The organism is Mycobacterium sp., from assembly GCF_049683935.1.
Lineage (GTDB): Bacteria > Actinomycetota > Actinomycetes > Mycobacteriales > Mycobacteriaceae > Mycobacterium.
The window spans coordinates 1-24377 of record NZ_JBAUJR010000398.1; the positions used below are offsets into that span (position 1 = coordinate 1).

Annotated in this window: 20 protein-coding genes; 16 read left to right on the plus strand and 4 right to left on the minus strand. The window is 67.5% G+C overall.

Annotated features, from left to right (window positions below):
• Positions 1-433 precede the first annotated feature (433 nt).
• The 6 genes from mihF (at position 434) to WA965_RS22620 (ending at position 6059) form a co-directional block, all read left to right on the plus strand.
• The gene (mihF, locus tag WA965_RS22595; protein ID WP_067811067.1) at positions 434-757 is read left to right on the plus strand and encodes an integration host factor, actinobacterial type; all 324 of its coding nucleotides are present in this window, start codon (positions 434-436) and stop codon (positions 755-757) included.
• A 36-nt stretch (positions 758-793) separates the two neighbouring features.
• Positions 794-1372: a guanylate kinase gene (gene gmk / locus WA965_RS22600; RefSeq protein ID WP_526297563.1), complete on the plus strand. Its 579-nt coding sequence runs from the start codon at positions 794-796 to the stop codon at positions 1370-1372.
• Between the two features lie 54 nt (positions 1373-1426).
• On the plus strand, positions 1427-1744 hold the full coding sequence (rpoZ, locus tag WA965_RS22605; protein WP_178358508.1) for a DNA-directed RNA polymerase subunit omega: 318 nt from the start codon (positions 1427-1429) through the stop codon (positions 1742-1744).
• Positions 1745-1786: 42 nt separating this feature from the next.
• Positions 1787-3037: a bifunctional phosphopantothenoylcysteine decarboxylase/phosphopantothenate--cysteine ligase CoaBC gene (coaBC, locus tag WA965_RS22610; RefSeq protein WP_526297561.1), complete on the plus strand. Its 1251-nt coding sequence runs from the start codon at positions 1787-1789 to the stop codon at positions 3035-3037.
• Between the two features lie 165 nt (positions 3038-3202).
• The gene (gene metK / locus WA965_RS22615; RefSeq protein WP_526297559.1) at positions 3203-4411 is read left to right on the plus strand and encodes a methionine adenosyltransferase; all 1209 of its coding nucleotides are present in this window, start codon (positions 3203-3205) and stop codon (positions 4409-4411) included.
• Between the two features lie 49 nt (positions 4412-4460).
• The gene (locus WA965_RS22620) at positions 4461-6059 is read left to right on the plus strand and encodes a threonine/serine exporter family protein (protein WP_526297557.1); all 1599 of its coding nucleotides are present in this window, start codon (positions 4461-4463) and stop codon (positions 6057-6059) included.
• Here WA965_RS22620 and WA965_RS22625 read toward each other — a convergent pair.
• The gene (locus WA965_RS22625; RefSeq protein WP_526297555.1) at positions 6041-7546 is read right to left on the minus strand and encodes a flavin-containing monooxygenase; all 1506 of its coding nucleotides are present in this window, start codon (positions 7544-7546) and stop codon (positions 6041-6043) included. The two genes, WA965_RS22620 and WA965_RS22625, sit on opposite strands and share 19 nt — an antisense overlap.
• Positions 7547-7589: 43 nt before the next feature.
• Positions 7590-8504, minus strand: coding sequence for an alpha/beta hydrolase (locus tag WA965_RS22630; protein ID WP_526297553.1), 915 nt, complete (start codon positions 8502-8504; stop codon positions 7590-7592).
• Positions 8505-8631: 127 nt separating this feature from the next.
• On the opposite strand from WA965_RS22630, the gene WA965_RS22635 reads away from it, so the two are divergent.
• Positions 8632-9504, plus strand: coding sequence for a sugar phosphate isomerase/epimerase family protein (locus WA965_RS22635; protein ID WP_526297551.1), 873 nt, complete (start codon positions 8632-8634; stop codon positions 9502-9504).
• Positions 9505-9598: 94 nt separating this feature from the next.
• The gene (locus tag WA965_RS22640) at positions 9599-10606 is read left to right on the plus strand and encodes an endonuclease/exonuclease/phosphatase family protein (RefSeq protein WP_526297549.1); all 1008 of its coding nucleotides are present in this window, start codon (positions 9599-9601) and stop codon (positions 10604-10606) included.
• Here the strand turns inward: WA965_RS22640 and WA965_RS22645 are convergent.
• The gene (locus tag WA965_RS22645) at positions 10555-14406 is read right to left on the minus strand and encodes an alpha/beta fold hydrolase (protein WP_526297547.1); all 3852 of its coding nucleotides are present in this window, start codon (positions 14404-14406) and stop codon (positions 10555-10557) included. The two genes, WA965_RS22640 and WA965_RS22645, sit on opposite strands and share 52 nt — an antisense overlap.
• Positions 14407-14694: 288 nt before the next feature.
• Between WA965_RS22645 and WA965_RS22650 the strand changes: the two genes are divergently transcribed.
• From WA965_RS22650 to WA965_RS22675, 6 genes are read left to right on the plus strand one after another with little or no spacing between them, the layout of a single operon-like run.
• Positions 14695-15579 (plus strand): glycosyltransferase family 2 protein, encoded by an 885-nt coding sequence (locus WA965_RS22650; protein WP_526297545.1) that lies wholly within the window; start codon positions 14695-14697, stop codon positions 15577-15579.
• Complete coding sequence (locus tag WA965_RS22655; RefSeq protein WP_526297543.1) at positions 15576-16535, plus strand: glycosyltransferase family 2 protein; 960 nt, start codon at positions 15576-15578, stop codon at positions 16533-16535. Before WA965_RS22650 ends, WA965_RS22655 begins: the two co-directional genes overlap by 4 nt.
• Positions 16535-17290 carry a hypothetical protein gene (locus WA965_RS22660; protein ID WP_526297542.1) on the plus strand — a complete coding sequence of 252 codons (756 nt, stop codon included), beginning with the start codon at positions 16535-16537 and terminating at the stop codon, positions 17288-17290. The genes WA965_RS22655 and WA965_RS22660 overlap by 1 nt, the downstream gene beginning before the upstream one ends.
• Complete coding sequence (locus WA965_RS22665; RefSeq protein ID WP_526297540.1) at positions 17197-18024, plus strand: glycoside hydrolase family 16 protein; 828 nt, start codon at positions 17197-17199, stop codon at positions 18022-18024. Before WA965_RS22660 ends, WA965_RS22665 begins: the two co-directional genes overlap by 94 nt.
• Positions 18021-19292, plus strand: a complete 1272-nt coding sequence (locus WA965_RS22670) for a glycosyltransferase family 2 protein (protein ID WP_526297538.1) — start codon at positions 18021-18023, stop codon at positions 19290-19292. The genes WA965_RS22665 and WA965_RS22670 overlap by 4 nt, the downstream gene beginning before the upstream one ends.
• The gene (locus tag WA965_RS22675) at positions 19289-21466 is read left to right on the plus strand and encodes a hypothetical protein (RefSeq protein ID WP_526297536.1); all 2178 of its coding nucleotides are present in this window, start codon (positions 19289-19291) and stop codon (positions 21464-21466) included. Before WA965_RS22670 ends, WA965_RS22675 begins: the two co-directional genes overlap by 4 nt.
• A 9-nt stretch (positions 21467-21475) precedes the next feature.
• On the opposite strand, the gene WA965_RS22680 is transcribed toward WA965_RS22675, so the two are convergent.
• On the minus strand, positions 21476-22738 hold the full coding sequence (locus WA965_RS22680) for a hypothetical protein (RefSeq protein WP_526297534.1): 1263 nt from the start codon (positions 22736-22738) through the stop codon (positions 21476-21478).
• Positions 22739-22845: 107 nt separating this feature from the next.
• On the opposite strand from WA965_RS22680, the gene WA965_RS22685 reads away from it, so the two are divergent.
• Together WA965_RS22685 and WA965_RS22690 are read left to right on the plus strand one after the other, a co-directional pair.
• Entirely contained in the window at positions 22846-23589 is a 744-nt protein-coding gene (locus WA965_RS22685; protein WP_526297532.1) for a lysoplasmalogenase family protein, read from the plus strand.
• The coding region (locus WA965_RS22690; protein ID WP_526448100.1) for a primosomal protein N' family DNA-binding protein at positions 23586-24377 on the plus strand (792 nt) is incomplete at its 3' end. The genes WA965_RS22685 and WA965_RS22690, both read left to right, overlap by 4 nt.

The following is a 24377-nucleotide window of genomic DNA, read 5'->3' on the forward strand; positions in this document are numbered from 1 at the left end:
GCGCGACGCTGTGAGCCACCTGAACGCCGACGTGCGGTGAGGATCGCCGAGCGGTGATCGGGGTCGGTGTAGTCGAGGTGGTCGCGACACGCCCGAAGCGCGGTGACCAGCGAAAATTTCTCCCGAAGCGGGGCCGCGGAACAGGATGCGCCGCCTCCGGATGACCCCTGCGAGGCGTTGACGTCGCTGAAACCCCGGCAATACCTACGTTACGCAGGCGATTTAGTCGTACCACCGGTTGTCCGGGTGGTGCGATCGCTGGTGGCGCATCCGCCGCAAAGCCTCTCGGAGCGCGCTACACGCTGGGCTTTTGACCCGGTAACCGGGGGGTGGGGTTAGCTTTCGTCAGCCCGCGTGGGTACGGTCGTGCACGCTGGCTGGTTCTCGGACCAGCCGAGACAAAACAGATGATGGTGAGAGACGGAGGAAACCCGTGGCCCTTCCCCAGTTGACCGACGAACAGCGCGCGGCAGCGTTGGAGAAGGCTGCTGCCGCTCGTCGAGCGCGTGCTGAACTCAAGGACCGGCTCAAGCGCGGCGGCACCAACCTCAAGCAGGTTCTCAAGGATGCCGAGACCGATGAGGTCTTGGGCAAGATGAAGGTCTCCGCACTGCTGGAAGCCCTGCCCAAGGTCGGCAAGGTCAAAGCGCAGGAGATCATGACAGAGCTCGAGATCGCCCCGACGCGCCGTCTGCGCGGCCTGGGAGATCGTCAGCGCAAGGCTCTGCTGGAGAAGTTCGACTTCACCAGCGACTAGGTAACCCGTGAACGCCGGCCGAGGGGTCGGACGGTTATGACTCGTGTCGTCGTACTGTCCGGCCCCTCCGCCGTCGGGAAGTCCACTGTCGTGCGCTGTCTGCGCGAACGGCTTCCCGACCTCTACTTCAGCGTGTCGGTGACCACACGCGCCCCCCGCCCCGGCGAGGTCGACGGCGTCGACTACACCTTCGTGACCAAGGAACGTTTCCAGCAGCTCGTCGACGGCGGTGAGCTGCTCGAATGGGCGGAGATCCACGGCGGTCTGCATCGCTCCGGGACGCCCGCCGCGCCGGTGCGAGCGGCTGCAGCAGCCGGCCGGCCGGTACTGATCGAGGTGGATCTGGCCGGCGCGCGTGCCGTCAAGCTGGCGATGCCGGAGGCCCTGACGGTGTTCCTGGCGCCCCCCAGCTGGGAGGCGTTGGAGAGCCGACTGGCCGGCCGCGGTACCGAGTCCGCCGACGTGATGGCCCGCAGATTGCAGACCGCCAGAGCCGAGCTGGCCGCTCAGGGCGACTTCGACGAGGTTGTCGTCAACAGTCAATTGGAGTATGCGTGCGCAGAATTGGTATCCTTGCTGGTGGCCCACCCGCCGGTGCCGCGTGATCAGCATTGATCGCCGTTCCGCACTCATCAGATATGCATCAATAACCGCCAGGAGATCTTTTACGTGAGCACCCCGCACGCCGACACGCGGCTGGCACCCGTGGACATCGATCCGTCTGCCGCCAGCGCCTACGACACGCCGCTGGGCATCACCAATCCGCCCATCGACGAGCTGTTGGACCGTGCGTCGAGCAAGTACGCGCTGGTGATCTACGCCGCCAAGCGCGCGCGTCAGATCAACGACTACTACAACCAGCTCGGTGACGGGATCCTGGAGTACGTCGGCCCGCTGGTCGAGCCCGGACTGCAGGAGAAGCCGCTGTCGATCGCGATGCGCGAGATCCACGGCGACCTGCTCGAGCACACCGAGGGTGGCGAGTAGCGACCGGCTCCGCCTGGCGATGAGATTCTCGGGCGAGGACCTATGACCGAACGCAAGCGGATCATCGTCGGCGTCGCCGGCGGCATTGCCGCGTACAAGGCGGCCACCGTCGTTCGGCAGCTCACCGAGGCCGGGCACTCCGTTCGTGTTGTGCCCACCGAGTCCGCATTGCGGTTCATCGGTGCAGCCACCTTCGAGGCGTTGTCCGGAAACCCGGTGCGCGCCGGAGTTTTCGAGGACGTCCACGAGGTCCCGCACGTCCGGATAGGCCAGTCCGCCGACCTCGTCGTCGTCGCTCCGGCCACCGCGGACCTACTGGCCCGCGCCGTCGCCGGGCGCGCCGATGATCTGCTCACCGCGACCCTGCTGACGGCACGGTGTCCGGTGCTGTTCGCCCCGGCCATGCACACCGAGATGTGGCTTCATCCGGCGACCGTCGACAACGTCGCCACGCTGCGCCGTCGCGGTTCGATCGTGATGGAGCCCGCTTCGGGCCGGTTGACGGGCGCCGACACCGGCGCAGGCCGACTCCCTGAAGCCGAAGAGATCAGCACGCTGGCTCATCTGCTCCTCGACCGCGGCGACGCGCTGCCCTACGACCTGGCGGGGGTCAAGGTTCTGGTCACCGCCGGCGGCACCCGCGAACCGATCGATCCGGTGCGATTCATCGGCAACCGCAGCTCGGGAAAGCAGGGTTTTGCCATGGCGCGGGTGATGGCCCAGCGCGGCGCCGAGGTGACACTGATCGCCGGCAACACCGCCGGTCTCATCGATCCTGCCGGCGTCGACGTTGTCCATGTGGGTTCGGCCGCCCAGTTGCGTGATGCCGTCTCCAAACACGCCCCCGACGTGAACGTCCTGGTCATGGCCGCCGCTGTCGCGGACTTCCGGCCAGCGCACCTGGCGACCAACAAGATCAAGAAGGGTCCGGACGCCGCAGGCGACCCCACCATCGAACTGGTCCGCAACGACGACGTCCTCGCCGGAGCGGTCCGCGCGCGCACCGACGGGCAGCTGCCGAACATGAAAGCCATCGTGGGCTTCGCAGCGGAGACGGGCGACGCGAACGGCGACGTGTTGTTCCATGCCCGCGCCAAGCTGAAGCGCAAAGGATGCGATCTACTCGTCGTCAACGCAGTCGGCGACAACCGCGCGTTCGAGGTCGATCACAACGACGGCTGGCTGCTGTCGTCCGACGGAACCGAGGCGGCGATGGAGCACGGTTCGAAGACACTGATCGCCAGCCGTATTGTGGACGCGATCGCGGCTTTCCTGCGCACCAGTGACGGGTAGGCCGCGCCTATCGGCAGCCTGCGGGTAAGGGTTGCGCGCCGCGGAGGCACCCGCTTGGGTGCAAGGGGCGCACGCGGTGGAGCTGCAAGGGGCGGGACCATCGCGCGATGTATTAAGTTGACCGACTGATCATCTCAAGTCCGGCTTGAGTGGAAGGGATCGACCGTGAGTGAAGCTCGGCTGTTTACCAGTGAGTCGGTGACCGAGGGGCACCCTGACAAGATCTGCGACGCCATCAGCGACTCGGTGCTCGACGCCTTGCTCGCCGATGATCCCAAATCACGCGTCGCGGTGGAGACCCTGGTGACGACGGGTCAGGTGCACGTCGTCGGTGAGGTGACGACCACCGCCAAGAGCGCGTTCGCCGACATCACCAAGACCGTCCGGGAGCGCATCCTCGACATCGGCTACGACCATTCCGACAAGGGCTTCGACGGTCTCACCTGCGGGGTGAACATCGGCATCGGCGCGCAGTCACCCGACATCGCGCAGGGCGTCGACACCGCGCACGAGACCCGTGTGGAAGGTGCCGCCGACCCGCTGGACTCCCAGGGCGCCGGCGACCAGGGCCTGATGTTCGGCTACGCGATCGCCGACACCCCGGAACTGATGCCGCTGCCGATCGCCTTGGCGCACCGGCTGTCGCGCAAGCTGAGCGAGGTCCGCAAGAACGGCACGCTCGGGTATCTGCGGCCGGACGGCAAGACGCAGGTCACCGTGCAGTACGACGGCACCACGCCGGTGCGGCTCGATACCGTCGTGCTCTCCACCCAGCACGCCGAGGGCATCGATCTCGACGCTCAACTGGCGCCCGACATCAAGCAGCACGTCATCGACACGGTGCTTGCCGAACTGGGCCACCCGACGTTGGACACGTCCTCGCCGCGGCTGCTCGTCAACCCGACCGGCAAGTTCGTCCTCGGCGGCCCGATGGGTGATGCCGGCCTGACCGGCCGCAAGATCATCGTCGACACCTACGGCGGATGGGCCCGCCACGGCGGCGGCGCCTTCTCCGGCAAGGATCCGTCCAAGGTCGACCGCTCGGCGGCGTACGCGATGCGCTGGGTGGCCAAGAACGTCGTCGCGGCCGGCCTCGCGGAGCGTGTCGAGGTGCAGATCGCCTACGCGATCGGCAAGGCGGCCCCGGTCGGCTTGTTCGTCGAGACCTTCGGCTCGGAGACCGTGGACCCGCTCAAGATCGAGAAGGCCATCGGTGAGGTGTTCGACCTGCGGCCCGGCGCGATCGTCCGCGACCTCGACCTGCTGCGTCCGATCTACGCACCGACAGCGGCCTACGGTCACTTCGGACGCACCGACATCGAGCTGCCGTGGGAGCAGTTGAACAAGGTCGACGACCTCAAGAGCGCCGTCTAGGCGGAGCTTTCAGGGAGCGCCCTTCGGGGCGTCGGTACCCTGCTGGGCAATGGCGCGAGATCGATCACAGGGTAGTGCCCGCTTGAGCCGCGGGCTGCAGAATGCTCTCCGGGGGCGGCGCGATCCCGCGCCGCTCGCCGGCCAGCGCAGCCGCTCCCAGAATGCTCTGGGTGACCTGCACACCCGCAAGGTCCTCGACCTGACCATCCGGCTCGCCGAAGTGATGTTGTCGTCCGGTTCGGGTACCGCTGACGTCGTCGCCACCGCACAGGACGTGGCGCGGGCCTACCGGCTCACCGATGTTGTCGTCGACGTCTTCGTCACCACCGTCTTCGTGTCGGCCCCGCCGACCGCGGACAGCCCACCGGTCACCATCGTGCGGTCTGTGCAGGCCCGGTCGACCGACTACACCCGGGTGGCCGAACTCGACCGGCTGGTGGGGCGGATCACCTCCGGTGGCGTCACCGTGGACGAGGCCCACGAAGCGATGGATGAGGTGACCGAGCGGCCACACCCGTATCCCCGCTGGGTGGCCACCGCCGGGTGGGCGGGCTTCGCGCTGGGCATCGCGATGCTGTTCGGCGGCAACTGGCTCACCTGTGTGCTGGCTGCCGTCACCGCGGCGATGATCGACCGGGCGGGTCGGGTGCTCAACCGGATCCGGACCCCGTTCTTCTTCCAGCACGTGGTCGGCGCGATGATCGCGACCCTGGTGGCGGTCGCGGCCTACTATTTCGCCGGGCAGGGGCCGACCGCGCTGGTGGCCACCGGGATCGTGATGCTGCTGGCCGGCATGACACTGGTCGGCGCCATGCAGGACGCCGTGACCGGATACATGCTGACCGCCGTCACCCGGCTGGGCGAGGCGGTGTTCCTGACCGCCGGAATCGTCGTCGGAATTCTGGCCGGCTTGCAGGTCGCGGAACTTCTCGGTGTCACGATCGAACTGCACGTCGATGCGACCGAGACGTTCATCACGCCGAATCAGCCCCTTCCCATTGCGCTCGCGGTGATCGGCGCGGCGCTGGCGGGAGCGTCTCTGACCGTGGCGAGCTACGCACCGCTGAGATCGGTCGTGATCGCCGGGATCGCCGCAGGCGTGGCCGAGTCGGTGCTTCTCGCTCTGAGCCAGGCGGGTTTCGGGCAGGTGGTCGCCAGCGGGATCGCCGCGGTGGGAGTCGGGATCCTGGCGACGTTGATCTCGATCCGGCGGCAAGCGCCGGCGCTGGTGACAGCGACGGCGGGCATCATGCCGATGCTGCCCGGTCTGGCGGTGTTCCGGGCGGTGTTCTACCTGGCCTCCGACGAGGACATCGGCGACGGCCTGAGGCAGCTTGTCGCCGCGGCTGCGGTGGCACTTGCTCTCGGCAGCGGAGTGGTCCTCGGAGAGTTCATCGGTTCGCCGCTGCGCTACCGCGCCGGACGGATCGGCGAGTTCCTGCGCGTCGAGGGGCCCCCAGGCCTGCGCCGGGCAGTGGGCGCGGTGGTGCACCTGGAGTACACCGAGTCCGATTCGCCGAAGCGCTCCGGCGCGCTGCGCTCACAGAGCGTCGCGCTGGAACCGGCGGTCGGTGAGGATCGCAACTCCGAGACCGCCGACGATCCACCGGCGGCAGACAGCCCGAACGGTCAGGACACGAACTCGTAGTCGTCGATCGGGAAGCGGCGGCTGCGCCAGTACGCCTCGAGCGTGGTGGCGGGCCGCAACGGCACGTCGCCGTGCTGGTCGAAGTAGTAGCTGTTGGCCGACTGGCAGCTGTCCTGCCAGAAGATCTGGCGGTGCCGCTTGCTCATCATCTCGGCGAAGTAGCGATCGTTGGCTTCGCTGCGCACCTCGACCCGGGTGGCGCGGCGGCGATGGGCGGTCTGCAGGCATCGCACGATGTGGCGGGTCTGCGCCTCGATCAGCGCGAAGTACGACGAACCGACGTAGCCGTAGGGGCCGAACACCGTGAAGAAATTCGGGAATCCGGGCACACTCACGCCCTCGTAGGCCTGCAGCCTGTTCTCGTTCCAGAACTGGGCCAGAGAGCGTCCCTGCGGTCCGGTTACGGGGAACGTGGGGACGTTGTCGGTGTCCAACACCTTGAAACCGGTGGCCAGGATCAGGACATCGACCTCGTGCAGGCCACCGTCGGCGGTCGCGACGCCGGACCCGGTGATCTTGTCGATGGGTTCGGTCACCAAGTCGACGTTGGCGCGGTTGAACGTCGACAGGTAGGTGTTGTGAAAGCCCGGCCGCTTGCAGCCGACCGCGTAGCGCGGCGTCAAGTTGTCCCTCACCGCCGGGTCGTCGACCTGTCTGCGCAGGTACGCCCGGCCCACGGCGCCCATCCGTTTGGCGAACGGGTTGACGGTGAAGTACTGGGCTGCCAACGGAAAGGTGAACTCGACGTAAGCCTGGCTGATCAGGCGCTGCAGAGTTCGGGCTATCGGTAGTCGCATCATCTGCCGTGCTGCGCCCGCCAGTGGGACGTCGAACTTCGGGAAACACCAGATCGGGGTCCGCTGAAAGACGGTGAGGCGCTCCACGATCGGCGCGATCTCGGGAATCACCTGCACCGCGGACGCACCCGTCCCGACGACGGCGACGCGCTTTCCGGTGAGATCCTGGTCGTGGTCCCAGCGTGCGGTGTGAATGGTCGTTCCGGCGAACGAGTCGACACCGGGGATGTCGGGCAGGTTCGGCACAGTCAGCACCCCGCTGGCATTGATCAGGAATCGTGCCGTGACGGTCTCGTTCCCGGCTTCCGATTCCAGCAGCAACCGCCAGAACCCTTGTGAATCATCAAAATCGGCGCCGAGCACCGTGGTGTCGAATCTGATTCGGCGCCGTAGGCCGTACTTGTCGACACAGTGCGCGGCGTAGGACTGCAGTTCGTCGCCGTGCGCGTAGGTCCGCGACCACTGTGTGCTCTGCTCGAAGGAGAACTGATAGGAGAACGACGGGATGTCGACTGCGATGCCGGGGTAGGTGTTCCAGTACCAGGTGCCGCCGGGGCCGCTGCCGGCCTCGACGACGAGATAGTCCCCCAGGCCCGATCGGTCGAGTTGTATCGCCGTCCCGATTCCGGAGAAACCGGCTCCGACGATCACGGTCTGGTAATCGGGCGCAATACGGTCCGGTGCTGTCATTCGACCTCCCCAGGCAGTGTCCCCCGACGACCCTAGCGCCAAGTCACGCCAGCGCGGCGCGCATTGCACTCAGCCCGCGTTCGGTGGCCTCGGTCGCCGCGGGCACCACGCCGGCGTAGGCGACGTACCCGTGGACGAGCGTCTCGGCGTGGTGCAGTTCGACGGGTACTCCGGCAGCGGAAAGGAGTTCGGCGTAGCGGATGCCGTCGTCGCGCAGCGGATCGTGACCGGCGACCGCGATGTAGGCCGCGGGGAGATCCGACAGATCGCCCCGCGCGGGCACCATGGTGGCGGGTGGCGCCGACATGTCGGTATCACCCACATACCAGCGGCTGAAGCCTTTGCACGCGGCGAGGGTCAGGATCGGAGCGTCGGCGTTCTGGGTGAAGGAGGGCAGGGACGTGTCGAACGTCGTCGAGGGATACCAGAGCAGCTGAAACCGCACGGCGATTCCGGCGTCGCGTGCCAACTGCGCGACCACGGCGGCGAGGTTCCCGCCAGCGGAGTCACCCGCCACTGCCAGGCGGTCCGGGTCGCCGCCGATCTGGTCGGCGTGGCGGGCCACCCATTGGGTGGCGGCCCACACGTCGTCGACCGCGGCGGGGAACGGGTGCTCCGGTGCCAGTCGGTAGTCGATCGACACGACCACGGCCTCGGCGCCGACCGCGTGCATCCGGGCGATTCCGTCGTAGGTGTCCAGATCGCCGACCGACCAGCCGCCGCCGTGTATGAAGACCACCACCGGCAGTACGGATTCCTGCGTCGGCGGGTGGTAAACCCGCAGGGGGATCGGCCCGCCCGGACCGTCGAACCTGCGGTCGGCCACCGTCACGTCGGGGTGTACCGATTGGCGGGGCAGGTCACCGAACCGCCGGCGCGCCTCCTGCGGACCGCCGTCGGTGGTCAGCTGGAACGGAACAACCTCGAGCACCTTCTGCAGGATGTCATCCAGGGGCATGGCACACACCGTACGCACCACCGCCTACGCGGTTGCCGTCGGCGGAGGTAGGCCCCCACGCCCGCGGTGATTCCCGGACAATGGAGGCCACTGCCACCATCTCGCTCGATCGCGGAAAGGACCAGCGTTGAGGCTACTGCGACGCCATCCCGAGCCGGCCGCCGGTCGGGCCTCCCGGCGACCGATTTCCCTTGCCCCGCTGACGGTTCTGGAGCTCAGTCCACCGGAGCTCGTCGCCTGCGCCGCTGAAGCCGGCTACGACGGTGTCGGGCTGCGGCTCATTCGCGCTACCGACCAGGAGCCACTCCGCCCGACCATCGGCCGGACGCCGATGATCCGCGAAACCCGGCGGCGCCTCGACGACAGCGGCCTGTTCGTTCTCGACATCGAGGTCCTGCGGCTCCGCCCCGACACGGCGGTGAGAGACGACTTCGGCTCCTTTCTGGAGACCGGGGAGTATCTCGGTGCGACGCAGGTGCTGGTGACCGGGAACGATCCCGATCACTCCAGGTTGGCCGACAATCTCGCCGAACTCAGTGCTTTCGCAGCAGATTTCGGCTTGATCCCGAATCTCGAACCCATGCCGTGGACCGATGTCGGCGACCTCGCCGACGCCGCGTCGATCGTACGGCAATGCACCGGACGCGAGGTCGGCATCCTCGTCGACGCCATCCACTACGACCGGGCATTGGCCACCACTGCAGATCTCGCGGCGCTGCCGACGGAATGGATCAGGTACGTGCAGATCTGCGACGGACTCCTCCCGCGGCCGACGTCGATCGACGAACTTCGATTCCAGGGCCGCAACGCGCGGTTGTTCCCGGGCGAGGGAGGTATCGACATCGTCGCCATGTTGCAGGCGTTGCCACCGGTGCCGGTCAGCATCGAGGCGCCGATCCAGTGGCGGGCACCGGCGGGAGTGCGGGCCCGGGCGGCGTTGCGGGCAGCCCGCCGGGTCATCGGCATCGCCGACTCGGGTCCATTACCGTTGTCGGCGTGACCCGGACCGGACAAGCCGCTGTTCCTCCGTTGTGATCGACGGATCGTCGCGGCCTGCGGCTGAGATACCCAAACCCGAGCGCGCGCCGCGGCGCATGATCCTGCGTATCCTCGGCCTGGTCGCGACGATCTTCGCCGCGATCGGGGTTGGCGTGCACTTTCTCGGCCCGGTCAGCACGGTGGTGACCCTGTTGGCGTCGTTCAGCCCGCTGTTCGTCGTGCTCGCAGTGGTCGCGGCCGCGGTGTCGGCGGTGGCCCGGTTCTGGCCGGCGGCCCTCGCGGCGCTGATCGTGGTGGTTGTCGGGGTGGCCGCTCAGCTGCCCCTCTTTCTCGGGAGTCCACCCGCCGCAGCCGACGATGTGCCGAAAATCAAGCTGCTACAGGCGAATATCCGGCTGGGGGAAGCGGACCCGCAGGCATTGGTCAGCCGGGTCCGCAGCGACCGGGTCGACGTGCTGACCGTCGCCGAGCTGACCGCAGAAGCCGTCGACGGGCTGGCCGCGGCGGGTCTGGACCGCGCTCTGCCGTTCTCCTATCTGCGACCGCGGGAAGGCGGCGGGGGAGAGGGCATCTACGCTCGGTACCCCCTCCGCGACACCGAACTCCTCCCTGGCCTGCAGCACAACAACCTCCGGGCGACCGTGGTCGTGCAGGGTGCCACCCCGTTCGCGGTCTACGCCCTGCATCCGTTGCCCCCATACCCGGAGCCGGCGTGGCGCTGGGCACTCGAACTCGATCGGATCGCGGCCATCCTGGAGGCGGATCGACGTCCGCTGATCGTCGGCGCTGATTTCAACTCGACGTACGACCACGAGCGGTACCGCAATCTCCTCGACGCCGGCGGCAGAGACGGGCTGAACCTCATCGACTCCGCCGACTACCTGGGTGCGGGCATCGTCGCCACCTATCCGGCGGACAAGTGGTATCCGGCAGTGTTGGCGATCGACAGGATCTTGACGCGCGGTGGCACCCCGTTGTCTTTCGGACGGGTCGACCTGCCCGGGTCTGATCATCACGCCGTGATGGGCGAAGTGCTGCTGGCGGCAGTGGATCAGCGCCGAGACCGCGCCGCGGCGATCATGTCGACGATGCGTGCGACGTGAGGTTCGCGGACCACGGAATCGTGATCGCAGTTGACCCGTTGTGTGGTGAGCTCGCCGGTGAGCACCTGCGGCCACACCCGTTCATCGTCGAGATTGAAACTGCTGAGCACCAACAGGGTTCGCCCGTCGTAACACTGTGGTCGGTGTAGGCGGCCGACCCGCACCCCGACTTCCCGGAGGGCCTCGACCTTCTGTTGGGGCGTGCCGTCGGTGATTCCGGCCAGCGGCAACCACAGTCGATGTCGCCACAGTACGAAGGGGTCGGCCGGGGACTCTTCGAGCAGGGTCGACGCCACTCCCGGCAGCGTCCGTCGAGCCGCGCGCACGGCACGCGGTGGCAGGAATGGATCGAGCATCGTGACCAACTCGACCCGGTGGCCGAGTGCTTGAAGTCGATTCGCGACATCGATCGCGATGAATGCCCCCAGGGAATGGCCGACCAACGTGTAGGGACCCTGCGGCTGCAGCGAGAGCAGGTCCTCGAGGTGACGGCGCGCCGCGCGGCCGATCGTCCAGTCCGGGAACGCCCGGTTCTCCAGGCCCTGGGCCTGAAAGGCCACCACCGCGGTGTCCGCGTCGAGGCGGTCGGCGAACGGAACGAAAGACAGGGCAGATGCCCCGGCCCCGGCGAAGCAGAAGACGGTATCCCTCGTGGCCTCGGACGGCGGCCGCAGAAGCACCGTCGTGGGTGTGATCCGCCCGTTGCGTGCCGTCGACGACCCCGCGCGGCGGGCTCCGATGATCTCCGCGAACTGCGCCACCGTCGGCGCGCCTGCGAGGTCCGACGGCGCCAACTGCACGCCGAGCTCGTCGCCGACCACCCTGATCATCTGCTGGACATTCAGCGAATCCCCGCCCAGGGCATAGAAGTTCTCGTTGCGTCCCACCATGTCGAGCCGCAGCACCTCGGCCCAGGCGGCGGCGACGCCGGCCTCCAACCCTGCGTGTGGGGGGTCGATCGGTCCGCGGACCGGTGCGGGCAACTCCCCGCGGTCGACCTTCCCGCGTTCGTTGCGGGGCAGGGATTCCAGCATCACGACGTGCGTGGGAACCATCCACGCAGGCAGCCGCGTGTGTAGTTGAGCGCGGACGTCGGCGACGGCCGGGCTTCGGGTTCCCAATGCGGGTGCGACGTAGGCCGTCAGCACGGGTGCCTCGGCCATTCCGGCCACCACGAGGGCTTCGCGGATCCCGGGGCAGTCGAGCAGGGCGGCCTCGACCTCGGCCGGCTCCACCAGGTATCCGCGGATCTTCACCGCGGCGTCCATCCGGCCGAGCACCACCAGTTCGCCGTCGTCGGTGAGGCGGGCGCGGTCGTTGGTGACAAAAGTCCTGCTGCCGTCCGGGTTCTCGATGAAGGCCGTGGTCGCACTCTCCGGCTTGAGGTAGCCCGCGGCGAGGTACGGCGACGTGACCGTCAGCCGGCCCTGATCATCGATGGCGAGTCGCTTGTGCGGGGCGGCAATGCCGGCGGGGATGACGCCTGAAGGTATCTCGTCGGTGGGCCAGATGTCGTAGTGGGCGATTCCGAGGGTCTCCGACGATCCGGCCCAGTTGGTGAGCACTGCGTTCGGAGCCATCGTGCGGGCACTGCGGAAGACGTTGTTGTACACCGGTTCCCCGGTGGTGACGATCCGCTGGATCCGATCGAGGGTGCGAGCGCCCGCGGCCTCGCACAGCGACTGGAGGAACGAGGGAGTGCACATCACGATGTCGGCGTCGGCGAGGCGCCGGATCGCCGCGTCGGGTGTGCAGTTGCGCGGATCGATCGTGATCACCTCGGCGCCCGACAGCAGGGACCCGACAAGAACGTTGAGTCCGGCGGCGAAGCTCACCGGCATGCAGAGGGCCACCCGACTGCTCTCGACGATACCGAATCTGTCACGGTGCAGTACCCAGTCGCTGAGCCATGTTCCGTTGGTGTGCAACACCGCTTTGGGTTCACCCGACGAGCCCGAAGTGAATTGGATACTGGTCACTGATTGCACGCCGAGCGGGGTCGGTACGGTCGATCCGGTCGGCGTGCGCAGCGGCCGATCGGCCGGCCACACCGAATGGTGTTCTCCCAGTTTTGCTGCCAGTGAGCTGTTCGCATCACCGACGACGACGGTGTCGGTTCGGTATCCCTGCTCCCGGAGTGCGGCGAAGACGTGCATCATCCGGTCGTGAGGCAGCGCAGGGTCCAGGGGGACCAGCGGGGACCCGGCCGCGAAGCTGCCGAGGATCACTGCGGCGGTGTGCGGGTCGAGGTCTCCGACAAGGGCCAGCGCGGCCTCGGGTTCGCCGCGGTCACGCAGCGCTGTGGTCCAGCCCGCGGCAGCTTGTCTCAGCGCGCCGTAGGTCACCACAGTGTCGTCGGTGCGCAGCGCGACACGTGCGGTTTTGAGGGCGGAGATCTCGTCGAAGCGCTGGCTGACGGACGCGTGCTCGATGTTGTCGACCCGGGACAGATCCGGCCGTGCCGCACGCACCACAGGGCTGTCGAGGGTCTGTCCGCTGGGCGTGGCCGCGACCTTCCGCAGCAGAACGATGGTGGGGACGAGAACGACCAGGGTGATCAGCAGTTCAGCCGCCAGGTAGGTGTAGCCCACGGCGTTGATGCCCCAGTGCGGGATGGTCAGGACGACTCCGCCGACCACCAGAAATCCGAGCAGGATCTGTGAGGTGACGGCCAGTCGGAGCCTGCGCTGCAGACGCGCCAGCGCGGTGTAGATGGTTGTCAGCGCCACGGCCGGAAGGACGAGGGCCATGATCCGGATCAGCGTCGTGCCGTTCTCGGCGTACTGCGGTCCCAGTATCCCGAGGATGAACGGGGCGGCAACAACCAACGTGACAGATCCGGCCAGTGCCGCGCCGCCGCACAGCAGTACGAATCGCACTGTGCAGGAGCGCACGTCGGCGCCCGGAGTGGACGCAGTGGCGATGAACGGCGCGGCGGTGGCCACGATCAACGCGCCGAGAGTGTTGACCACCAACCAGCACATCGAGAAGTAGGCGTTCATCTCGGTCCCGAGCTGGGCCACCACGATCAACGGGACCAGCAGGGGCACGATCACGTTGATCGCGTTGATCGCGTAAGAGCTCGCGAAGAAATGGAACAGTTCGCGTTGCGGGGGCAGAGTGTGGGCGCCGGTGCGGCCACTGGTCTCGCGACGGATGACGAACCCCGCGATGATCGCGGTGATGACCGCTGCGGGCAGTACCCATGACCATACGATCGCGGCACCGGTGGCGACCGGTATGAGTGCGGCGACCGCGATCAGCTTGGCGGTGGATTGGGAGATGTTCTTCACCGCGATCGTGCGGGCGCGGCCTAGTCCGATCAGGATCTGATCCTGGAGTGTGTAGATGGCAAGCACCGCAACAAAAGCCGGGAACAGCATCGCCTCGACCAGGTGCGGGAACAGGGCGCGCGGACCGACGAGGGCAAAAACCGCTCCGAACAGAATCGCGGCGAGGATCACGAGACCGGTTCCGGTACGCACCAGGCGCTGGGTGCGCGCTCCCGCCAGCGGCAAAAAGCGTTCGTAGAGGCTGCCGAGACTGAAGTTGGCCAGGATCGCAATGAGCGTTGCGGAGGAGATGATGGCCGACGCCCGGCCCACCTCGGCGGTGTCGTAACCCCGGGCTGCCACCGTCCAGAACACGAACCCGAGGATGCCGGTGGCGGCACTGGAGGTCATCACCGCGGCGATGTCGATGCTGAGTCCACCGGCCTGCGGCTGGCGTGTCGGCGCCGGGCGGGCATCCGGCAGTTGCGCGGCGGCCCACGCGGCGTCGGTACTGCCTGTCGTCGGCATGGATCAAGTTCCTAGGGAGGGCTGATGGCGCGTCCGTCGTTACCGGCGCGCGCTCGCGGGAGGTCGTGGTGACCGCTGCGATGAGGATACTGATGATGATGAAATTTGGTTAGGCTACCCAAAGATGTGACTATGGTCATAGGGTGCGGGGGTAGTCGCCACACCACGGTGAATTTTCGATAAAGTCCCGCCTAGTTAAGGCCAGGTCTGCGGCAGCTGACCCCGGCCCGTCACGTGTTCCGTCGCTATGGGCACTGGAAAATGAATTTAGACAAGGAGTTTCGTGTCTTGACCGACATTGCCCGTGAATCCGATGTGCAGCTCGAATCAAATATCAGCAACTTCCTGCACGACATCGACGACCCGGTTCGACATACCTCGGCGGGACCGGACGCGGTGAAGTCGGCCGCAGCGGGTCCACACAGCGAACACGCTGGCCGACCCACGGTCAGCGTCGTTCTGCCCACCCGCAACGAGGCCCGCAATCTGCCCTACGTCGCACAGCGGATGCCGCCGGTCGACGAGGTCATCGTCATCGACGGTGGGTCACACGACGGCACTGCCGATGTCGCCCGTCGGCTGTGGCCCAACGCCACCGTCATCGAGCAGACCCGCAACGGCAAGGGCAATGCGTTGGCCTGCGGCTTCAGGGCGGCAACCGGCGACATCATCGTCATGATCGACGGTGACGGCTCCACCGATCCCGCGGAGATCCCGCTGTTCGTCGACGTGCTGGTCGGTGGCGCCGACCTCGCCAAGGGCAGTCGGTTCTCCCGCGGTGGGGGAAGCGATGACATCACCCACTTCCGGAGGGTGGGCAACAAAGGGCTGAACTGGCTGGTGAATCGCATCTTCCAAACCGAGTTCAGCGATTTGTGCTACGGCTACAACGCTTTCTGGCGCCGGAATCTGAGTTGTCTCGACCTGCCGGAGATCGACTGCGCCGAGCCTCAGTGGGGTGACGGCTTCGAGATCGAGACTGTGATCAACGTGCGTGCCGCCAGGAGCGGTTGGCTGATCCGCGAGGTGGCCAGCTTCGAAGGCAGGCGAATCTACGGCCGCAGTAATCTCAACGCGGTCACCGACGGCATGCGGGTGTTGCGCACGATCAGTCGCGAGCGGCGTGAGCACCGCGCGCTCCGAGCGGTCGCTGCGGCCGGTTGGTCGCCGTGAGGACCCACGCCACAGCGCTGAATGAGCCGGTCGCGGCGGCAGTGTCGCTGAGCGTGGTGATCTGCTGTTACACCGCGGAACGTCGACGGGGGCTCGACCGGGCCGTCGAGGCGGTGCTCGACCAACTGCGGCCGGCCGACGAGATGATTGTCGTCGTCGACGGGAACGAACTGCTGTACCGCGACCTGACATCGACCTGCGGACACCGAGTGTCCCTGGTGCAGAATGAATTCGCGCGGGGCCTGTCGGGTGCCCGCAACACCGGGCTGCGGGTGGCCTCCGGGGACGTCGTCGTGTTCCTCGACGATGACGCAGTACTGCGCCCGGCGGCGCTCGACGGCGTGAGGACCGCCTTCTGCGACACCACGGTCACCGCGCTCGGCGGCGCAGTTCACCCCGCATGGCACGCCGGGTCCGAGCCCGGATGGTTTCCCCCGGAGTTCGGGTGGGTCGTCGGATGCGATTACCGCGGTCTACCCCCGGACGGCTCGCCGATCCGGAATCCGATCGGAGCGGCCATGGCGGTGCGGCGTGCGGCGCTGACCGACATCGGCGGGTTCGCCGAGCAGCTCGGTCGGACCGGTGCCGTGCCCACCGGCTGCGAGGAGACGATGATGGGCATCGAACTCAGCCGGCGCGACGCGCAGGCGAAGATCATCCGCCAGACCGCTTTCGCCGTGTCCCATTCGGTGCCCCGCGACCGGACGACGTTGTCCTACTTCATTCGGCGCTGCTACCACGAAGGTCGTAGCAAGGCGATGTTGACCAGGCTCTGCGGCCAGCGCTCGTCGCTGCACAGCGAACGGACGTATACGACGAGAACGCTGCCCGCGGGTGTCTGGCATGCGCGCCGGAGGCCGGCCCGGGTGCTGGCAATGGGAGCAGGAGTGCTGGTGACCACCACCGGCTACCTCGTGGGCCTGGTTCAGACGGCGCAACAACGGGGAGGCGCATAGTGTCGGGGATCGTCCGGTTGCTCCGTGATGCCCGGATCACAGGGTGGGTGGCGCTGGTACCCGTGATCTACTTCGTCGCGGAATGGCTGGTGTCGGCGTCGTGGCGCGGCTACTACGGCTATCGCGAAGACCTGTTGGGCCCGTTGGGATCTGCGTTCTGCGGACCTGAGGGCAACTGGCCCTGCAGCGACCTGTACCACGTGATGAACGTCGCGTTGGTGCTGACAGGTCTGGCCGTTGCGTATGTCGCCGCGAGTTTCCTCGCGCAGCGGGTGACCGACCGCGGGCACGCCGTCCTGCTGCTGGCTGCGGGTCTCGCCCTGGCCACGACCGGGCTGATCACTCAGCAGGTCGACTACCCGTGGAACCTCACTGCCACAACCGTTTTCCTCACGCTGGGCGCGGTGAGCGTGCTCTTCATCGCGCTCGGAACGACGTCAGAACTGTCGGCTGAACGTCGGGGCGTCGCGGTGGTCGCCGGAATGATCAGTATGGTCGGGTACTTCGCCTACCTGGGCCAGCACGATCTCTTCGGAGCGGGCGGATCCCAGCGGATGGCCATCTACGGCATCCTCGCCGCGGTGATCGCTCTGGGCACCGCCGGGCTACGGACCCGTTCCACCACAACGGCGGTATCGCCGGAACTTCTCGAGGAATCACGGTGGACATCACTAGGTCTCGTCGCCTGCTGCGCCACGGCACCCTGCTGGCCTGCGTCATCGCCGTGTGCGGATGCACGGTTCCGACGTCGCTGAGCCGAGCCGAGCCGACGGGCGTGCGCGTCATCTTCGAAGACGAGTTCAACGGACCGGCCGGCGCGCTGCCGTCGTCGCAGTGGCGGTACGAGACCGGCGGCGGCGGCTGGGGCAACAACGAACTGCAGATCTACACCGACAGCCCGGCCAATGTCAGCCTCGACGGTGCGGGCCATCTGGCGATCACCGCCCGCGGGGACGCCCGGGATGTGATCACCTCCGCGCGGATCACGACGCAGGGGAGCATGGAGTTCACGTCGGGGCGTGCCGAAGCGCGGATCGCGTTGCCCGCGGGCACCGGCCTGCATCCGGCGTTCTGGCTGTTGGGCAGCAACATCGATCAGGTCGGATGGCCGGCTGCCGGCGAGATCGACGTGATCGAGACGCTCAACTACGCCACCGAGTACCACACCGGCATCCACGCGCCGCGGCAAGGATCGCCCCGCGGCCAGGAAGTCTCCACAGCGGGACCGGCGCCCTCTCCGCTGGCAGGCGAGTTCCACACCTACTGGGTGGAACGCACACCAGGCCGCATCGTCACCGGAATCGACGGGCTCACGCTGTTGACCGTCACCCCTGCGGATCTGGCGGCGGACAGCCGCTGGGTTTTTGACGCCCCGTTCTTCTTGCTGCTGAACCTCGCGGTGGGCGGCAACTGGCCGGGCCCTCCGGACGCCTCCACGCCGAATCCCTCGACGATGCTGGTGGATTGGGTGAGGGTGACGGCGCTGTGACCCTTTCTGCGGTTCTCGGCCCCGCCATGCCGTCACAGGCACAGCCGACGTGGCCGCAAGCCCGTTGGATCGGCATGCTCGACCTCGACGACTGGACCCCCGACCTCGACGGTGCGGTGGAGTTCGTCGCCGGCGATGCCGACGGTTATCAGAAGGCACGCGTACTGATGCGCCACCGGCTGCAACCCATAGCCTTCGTCGAGGCATCCATCGTCGACGGCCGGGTGCGAGTCCAGGTTCCTGCTGATTCGACGCCGGGTGAACCTGAACGACATTGCCGATTGCCGTCGGTGTCGGTGGTGGTGTGCACCAGAGATCGACCGGACCAGCTGGCTGACGCGCTGAAATCGATACGGGCACTGGACTACCCCGACTACGAAGTGGTCGTCGTCGACAACGCGGCGAGCAGCGACGCCACGGCCCGAGTGGTCGCAGAACTCGAGGACGACCGGGTACGCAGGGTGGCCGAGTCGATCCCCGGGTTGTCGACCGCCAGGAACACCGGTCTTCGCGCGGCTCGCCACGATCTGGTGGCATTCACCGACGACGACGTGTTCGTCGATCGCCAGTGGCTGCGCGGAATCGTCCGCGGTTTCGCGCGCACACCGCGGGTCTCGTGCGTGTCCGGTCTGGTGCCCAGTGGCGAACTGCGCACCCCGGCACAGAACTACTTCGATCAGCGGGTTTCGTGGGCCGGCTCGCTGCAGCCGCGGTTGTTCAGCATGGCTGCGCCGCCACCCGACCAACCGCTGTTCCCGTTCCAGGTCGGTCGCCTCGGAACGGGAGCGAACTTCGCGGTCAAACGGGACCGCATCGTCGAGCTCGGCGGCTTCGACGAAGCGCTCGGTGCGGGCACGGCCGCGCAGGGCGGCGAGGATCTCGATTTGTTCTTCCGGGTGCTGACCGCAGGCGACGAACTGGCCACCGAACCGTCGGCGATCGTGTGGCACCGCCATCGCAGTGACAACGAGGCGCTGCTCGCCCAAGCGCGTGGCTACGGTCTCGGCCTGGGGGCCTGGTTGACGAAGGTGACCCTGGACCGCTCGCACCGGCGGCTGGCGGCCAGGGTGATCCGGCGACAGTTCCGATCGTCGCTGCGCGCGGGAGTCGACTACGGCGCAATCATGGCTCCTCCCACTGACCTTCGCGACGAGGTGCCGACGTCGGTCGGCCGAACCGAGGTGCTGGCCGTGCTGGGCGGACCCAGGGCGCTGTGGCACGGAAGAAGAAAACTCACCCGCACCGGCTCGACGGCCCAGCGGCGATGACAGTCACGCTGCAACCGCCCGTCGGCGACACTGCGCCGACCATCGCGGTCGACGTTGCGCGGGCACGGTACCGGCTTCCGGTCGGGACAGTGCGCATGGCGGACCTCGCTGCGGTGGGCGCAGTGGCCGGCGTCGTCGCGTTGATGAACCTGCCCGCCGGGGTGCGCGCGATCAGCCTCGCGGCGTTCATCGCGATCGGTCCTGGCGCAGCGGTCCTGACGTGGGTGCGGATTCCGCGGCGGGCGCTGCTGTCCACGGTCCCGGTGCTGGGCGCGGCGATCATCACCCTGGTGGCGATCACCGCGATGTGGTCGTATCGCTGGAGTCCGCCTGACGTCCTCTGGGTGCAGGTGATGGCCGTGGCGGGCAGCAGTGCGTACTGGTATTACCGCACCGGCAGCTCGGTGCTCGACGGTGCCCGCCTGTGGCGGATGCGGACCATCAGCGGCGCAGCGGACAAATCCTTTGTCCGACGACATCTCTCGCTGTTTCTCAGTGGGTTGGCCGTCGCGTTGTGGGTGTTCGCCGTTCCCGGCCTGCCGGGGGTGGAAGCGAGCTACTACGGCCTGCTGTTCTCCGGGTCGGGCCCGCTGCTGGCCGTGTGCATCGTGCTGTGCAGCGCGGCGCTGTTGGTCGCTGTGCGCAATCGCCAGTTGTTACCCGCGGCCGGCGCGGTGGTTGCGGCCATCGTCGTGGCTCGGGTGACCACCGTGGCGGCGACCGAGGTCCCGCTCTACGACTGGACGTACAAGCACCTGGCGGTCGTCGACTACATCATGCTCAACGGGCGGATCACCCCGGACGGCACCGACATCTACGCCCAGTGGTCGGCGTTCTTCGTGACCTGGGCGTGGTTCTGCGACATCACCGGGATCGAGCCGATCACCGTCGCGCACTTCTTCGCCCCCGTCATGCACGTCCTCATCGCGCTCGCGGTGTACACCGCTGCCCGGGTCATCGGTCGGTCCAGGCGCACGGCGGTCACCGCGGCGTTCATCGCCGAGATCACCAACTGGGTGGCACAGGACTACTTCGCGCCGCAGGCGTGGGCTCTGGTGCTGTCGTTCGGGATGCTGGCGCTGCTGCTGGCATCTCCGCACAGTCCGGCATGCGGTGTGCTCAGCATCGTGGTGTTCGCCGCGACCGTCCCGACCCACCAACTGACACCGTTCTGGGCGGTGGCTGTGGCCTGCCTGCTGTGTCTGTTCAAGCGCGCCCGGCCGCGGTGGATCGCGTTGGCCATGGCGGCGATTGCCTGCGCCTACCTGTTGCTGAACCTCGAAGCCGTGCTGCCCTACGGCCTGTTGTCCGGCGGCACACCGATCAGCAATGCCACCAGCAACATCCTGACGTCCGGACTGCCCGCGAAGGACTTCACCTCTGCTGTGGTGCGGGGGTTGTCCGTCACCGTCGTGCTGACCGCGCTCGGCTGCGCGTTCTGGATGTGGCGGCGGAAGAAGCCGATGTTCGCGCTCGGCATCGTGGCGTTCAGCTCTTTCGGTTTGCTTCTCGGGCAGAGCTACGGCGGCGAGGCGATCTTCCGGGTGTACCTCTACTCACTGCTCGGCTGCGCGATTCTCATCGCGCCCGCCGTGGTCGGCGCCGTGGACGGCGTCGGAGGCCGCGTGCGACGGGTGCTGGCTCGGACGGTGGCCGTTCTCGGGCTGACGGGTGTGTCGCTGGCCGGGCTGCACGGCTATGTCGCGTTGTGGCCCATGGTTTTTGAGACCCGTGCGCAGATCGACCTGATGGAAGAGCTCACGGTGGACGCAGATCCTCGGACCCGTCTGGTGATGCTGCGATTGGGCGGCTTGCCGACCAGACTCAACGCCGACTACGCCGAATTGACGTTGCACAACCCGTACTTCGATGAGCCGGTCAGTTACGACCTGTGGGACGGCCGGGATCCGAACCTGCCGGAACTCAAAGCGAGTTTTCCCAGCGAGGAAGATCTGAAGACGCTCAACGACAACGCCACTCGAGACGCCTACATGGCCTATGTGATGTTCAGCGAACAGTCGAACAAGGCGGTGCGCTACTACGGCGACTATCGACCCGAGGCGATCGACATCGTGCAGGACGCGCTGCATGCGTCGCCCAACTGGACGGTGTTCTACGAAGACGGAGAGACGCTCGTGTTCCGAAGCATCAACCAGGAGAACGCGCCTGGCTGACGTCGTCGATCAGGGGGGCGACGACGCGCCGATGAGAGAACGTGTCCGCTCCGCCACGGAGTTCAGTGCCCTGCCGATTCTGTCCGCGTCGAACAGAGAATCGTGGAACTGCGCGGTGAGCCAGACGGCGCCGAGAACCGTCGACGTCGTGACCGTCACGCCGCAGGGTCCGGTCGGATCGCTGGCGACCAGGAGTCGGGCCTCAGCGGTGTCGGTGAACGGCCACCGACCCGAACGTGGAACGGTACCGATGCCGGAGTGGAGCAGTCGCAGTTGCGGTCGGTCGGGCACGGTCCACTCGGCGCTGCGGCCGGATCGTAACGCCAACCGGGTCTTGACGGTTCCGGCGATCAGGTTGGCGACGGGACGCGCCATCGAATTGGCCGCGGTCATCTGCGCCTGCAGCAGACCCGGACCCGCCTGACGATCGAGTTCGAAATCCAGACCGGCCGTGAAGGATGCCAGCGTGTCATGTCCGCGCGGCAGGTACCGGCGGACGTCGAACGGCAGCGTCACCGTGGAGGCAACGTCGAACCCCGCATCTGAGAATGCCTCGTGAAGGGCGTGGGTGTGGATGGCGAACAGGCCGACCCCGGGCAGTGCCGAATCCCGTTGCGCGCGTAACTCGGCGACTTCGGCTGCCGCGATGCGGGCGATGCGGGTGGCGGGGGACGGGGTGATGGCGACTGTCTCCGCCGCCTCGGGGACCGGCGCGGCGCCGACGTCGGGGCGACGCTGACGCCACAACGGCACCAGCCTGTGGGGGCCCAGGCCAAGGGCTCGGACACCGGCGACGAGCAGCGGTGAGAGCGGCCGACGGAAAGCGGCCCAGAGACGTGGATCAGTCGGATCGGCACAGCCGAACAGCACGTCGATGATCGTGTGCAGCAACGGTATCTCGCCGAGGCCGTGGCTGAAGTCGATAGCCAGGTAGTCGCCTCCGGACAGCACCCGGATGCCCCCGGGCGGACCCTGGCGCAGGGTCGCCAGCAGCGTGGCGGGGTCGGCGCCGTCAGGCAGGACGGTCTCGGTCACGGCCTGGTGGACCGATTCCGGCGCATAGCGCCACTGGGTGCTCGAGGTCGACGGCTGCAGCCCCACCCGTGCCATCGGGCCGACTGCGGCGAGCGCGGCAAAACGTCGGGTGAGATCCTCGATCGGAGGCAGTTGGACAGGTCCGACGATGACCGCCGATCGCCTGTTGCTGTGCTGCACATCGAGAGTCGCGACGCGGACGGTGTCGGGTTGCCGGCGACGTCGAGGTGCAGCCATTGTGAACGAACCTATCAGAGTGCGATATCCGCTGGTGACGTCGATTTTCGCGTGACATACGCCGGTGTTTGTGATTCCGCCGCCTGGCTGTTTAGTACGTTCTGACGATGACCTCCACCGACCGCCGCACAGCACCGGAGTTTCGCGGACGTGCCCTGTGGCTGGCGGCCGCCGTCGTCGCAGCCGGATACGGACTGTTCCTCATCGTCACGGCGACGCAGGTTCCGATCGGATCCGAGTTGACCGGTCGGTTCGGCTTGCAACCCGCGGTGAAGGCGCTGGCCGCGGTACTCCTGGCCGCCGCCGCGCTGACCCACCCCGTCCCACGGGAGCGTCGATGGCTGGTCGGCGCTCTGATCTTCTCGGCCGCGGGGGACTTCCTGCTCGCGATGCCCTGGTGGGAACCGTCGTTCGTGCTGGGACTGGCGGCGTTCCTGGTTGCCCACCTGTGCTTCCTGGCGGCGCTGGCACCGCTGGCCGTCGCCACACCCGGCCGCGTCGCGGGGGTGACGGTGATGATCGCCGCCTGCATCGCACTGCTGGTGTGGTTCTGGCCGCGACTGATCGCCGAGGGGATGGCGCTGCCGGTCACGCTCTACATCGCGGTCCTGGGCGCGATGGTCTGCGCGGCGTTGCTCGCCGATCTCCCGACCCCGTGGACGGCCCTGGGTGCGGGCTGCTTCGCCGTCTCGGACGCGATGATCGGCATCGGGAAGTTCGTGCTGGACCCGAATAACGGTGAAGCGCTGGCGGTGCCCATCTGGTGGGTGTACGCCGCCTCGCTGCTGTTGATCACCGCCGGATTCTTCTTCGGCCGGTCGTCAGGGCCATCTGCTAGACCTGCGGAGTGACCACTACCCGGCAGGCCGCCGAGCATGAACCGGTCGCTCGCGTGCTGCCCATGCTCTCGGTCCCGCACCTGGACCGAGAGTTCGACTACCTGGTGTCGGCGGAACAATCCGACGATGTCCAGCCGGGGGTGCGCGTCCGGGTACGGTTCCACGGCCGGCTGGTCGATGCCTTTGTTCTCGAAAGGCGTTCGGACACTGATCATGTCGGCAAGCTCGGCTGGTTGGACAAGGTGGTGTCGGCCGAGCGGGTGCTCACCCATGAGGTGCTGCGCCTGGTAGATGCCGTGGCCGCGCGGTACGCCGGTACCCGCGCCGACGTGCTGCGACTGGCCGTTCCACCTCGACACGCCAACGTGGAGAAGAAGGCGCCGTCACCCCTCGAGCCGCTCATGAGCGCAACCGAACCGATCGACATCTCCGGCTGGTCTGTCTACAGCGGTGGTGCACAGTTCGTGGCGGCGCTCGCCGACCTCCGCGCGGCGCGGGCGGTGTGGCAGGCGCTGCCGGGGGAGTCGTGGGCCCTGCGGATGGCCGAGGCCGCCGCGGTGACCGTGAACTCGGGTCGAGGCGTGCTTGCCGTGGTCCCCGACCAACGCGATGTGGATCGGCTCAGGGCAGCCGCTGTCACCACGGTGGACGAGTCGAGGGTGGTCGCGTTGTCGGCGGGCCTGGGCCCCGCCGAACGCTACCGACGGTGGCTGTCGGTGCTCCGGGGAGACGCACGGCTGGTGATCGGCACGCGCAGCGCCGTTTTTGCACCCGTCGCGAAGCTGGGCCTGGTGATCATG

Coding starts and splice junctions, on each gene's coding strand:
- gmk (WP_526297563.1), top strand. CDS start 794: ATGACTCGTGTCGTCGTACTGTCCGGCCCCTCCGCCGTCGGGAAGTCC.
- coaBC (WP_526297561.1), top strand. CDS start 1,787: ATGACCGAACGCAAGCGGATCATCGTCGGCGTCGCCGGCGGCATTGCC.
- WA965_RS22620 (WP_526297557.1), top strand. CDS start 4,461: ATGGCGCGAGATCGATCACAGGGTAGTGCCCGCTTGAGCCGCGGGCTG.
- WA965_RS22625 (WP_526297555.1), bottom strand. CDS start 7,546: ATGACAGCACCGGACCGTATTGCGCCCGATTACCAGACCGTGATCGTC.
- WA965_RS22630 (WP_526297553.1), bottom strand. CDS start 8,504: ATGCCCCTGGATGACATCCTGCAGAAGGTGCTCGAGGTTGTTCCGTTC.
- WA965_RS22640 (WP_526297549.1), top strand. CDS start 9,599: ATGATCCTGCGTATCCTCGGCCTGGTCGCGACGATCTTCGCCGCGATC.
- WA965_RS22645 (WP_526297547.1), bottom strand. CDS start 14,406: ATGCCGACGACAGGCAGTACCGACGCCGCGTGGGCCGCCGCGCAACTG.
- WA965_RS22675 (WP_526297536.1), top strand. CDS start 19,289: ATGACAGTCACGCTGCAACCGCCCGTCGGCGACACTGCGCCGACCATC.
- WA965_RS22680 (WP_526297534.1), bottom strand. CDS start 22,738: ATGGCTGCACCTCGACGTCGCCGGCAACCCGACACCGTCCGCGTCGCG.
- WA965_RS22685 (WP_526297532.1), top strand. CDS start 22,846: ATGACCTCCACCGACCGCCGCACAGCACCGGAGTTTCGCGGACGTGCC.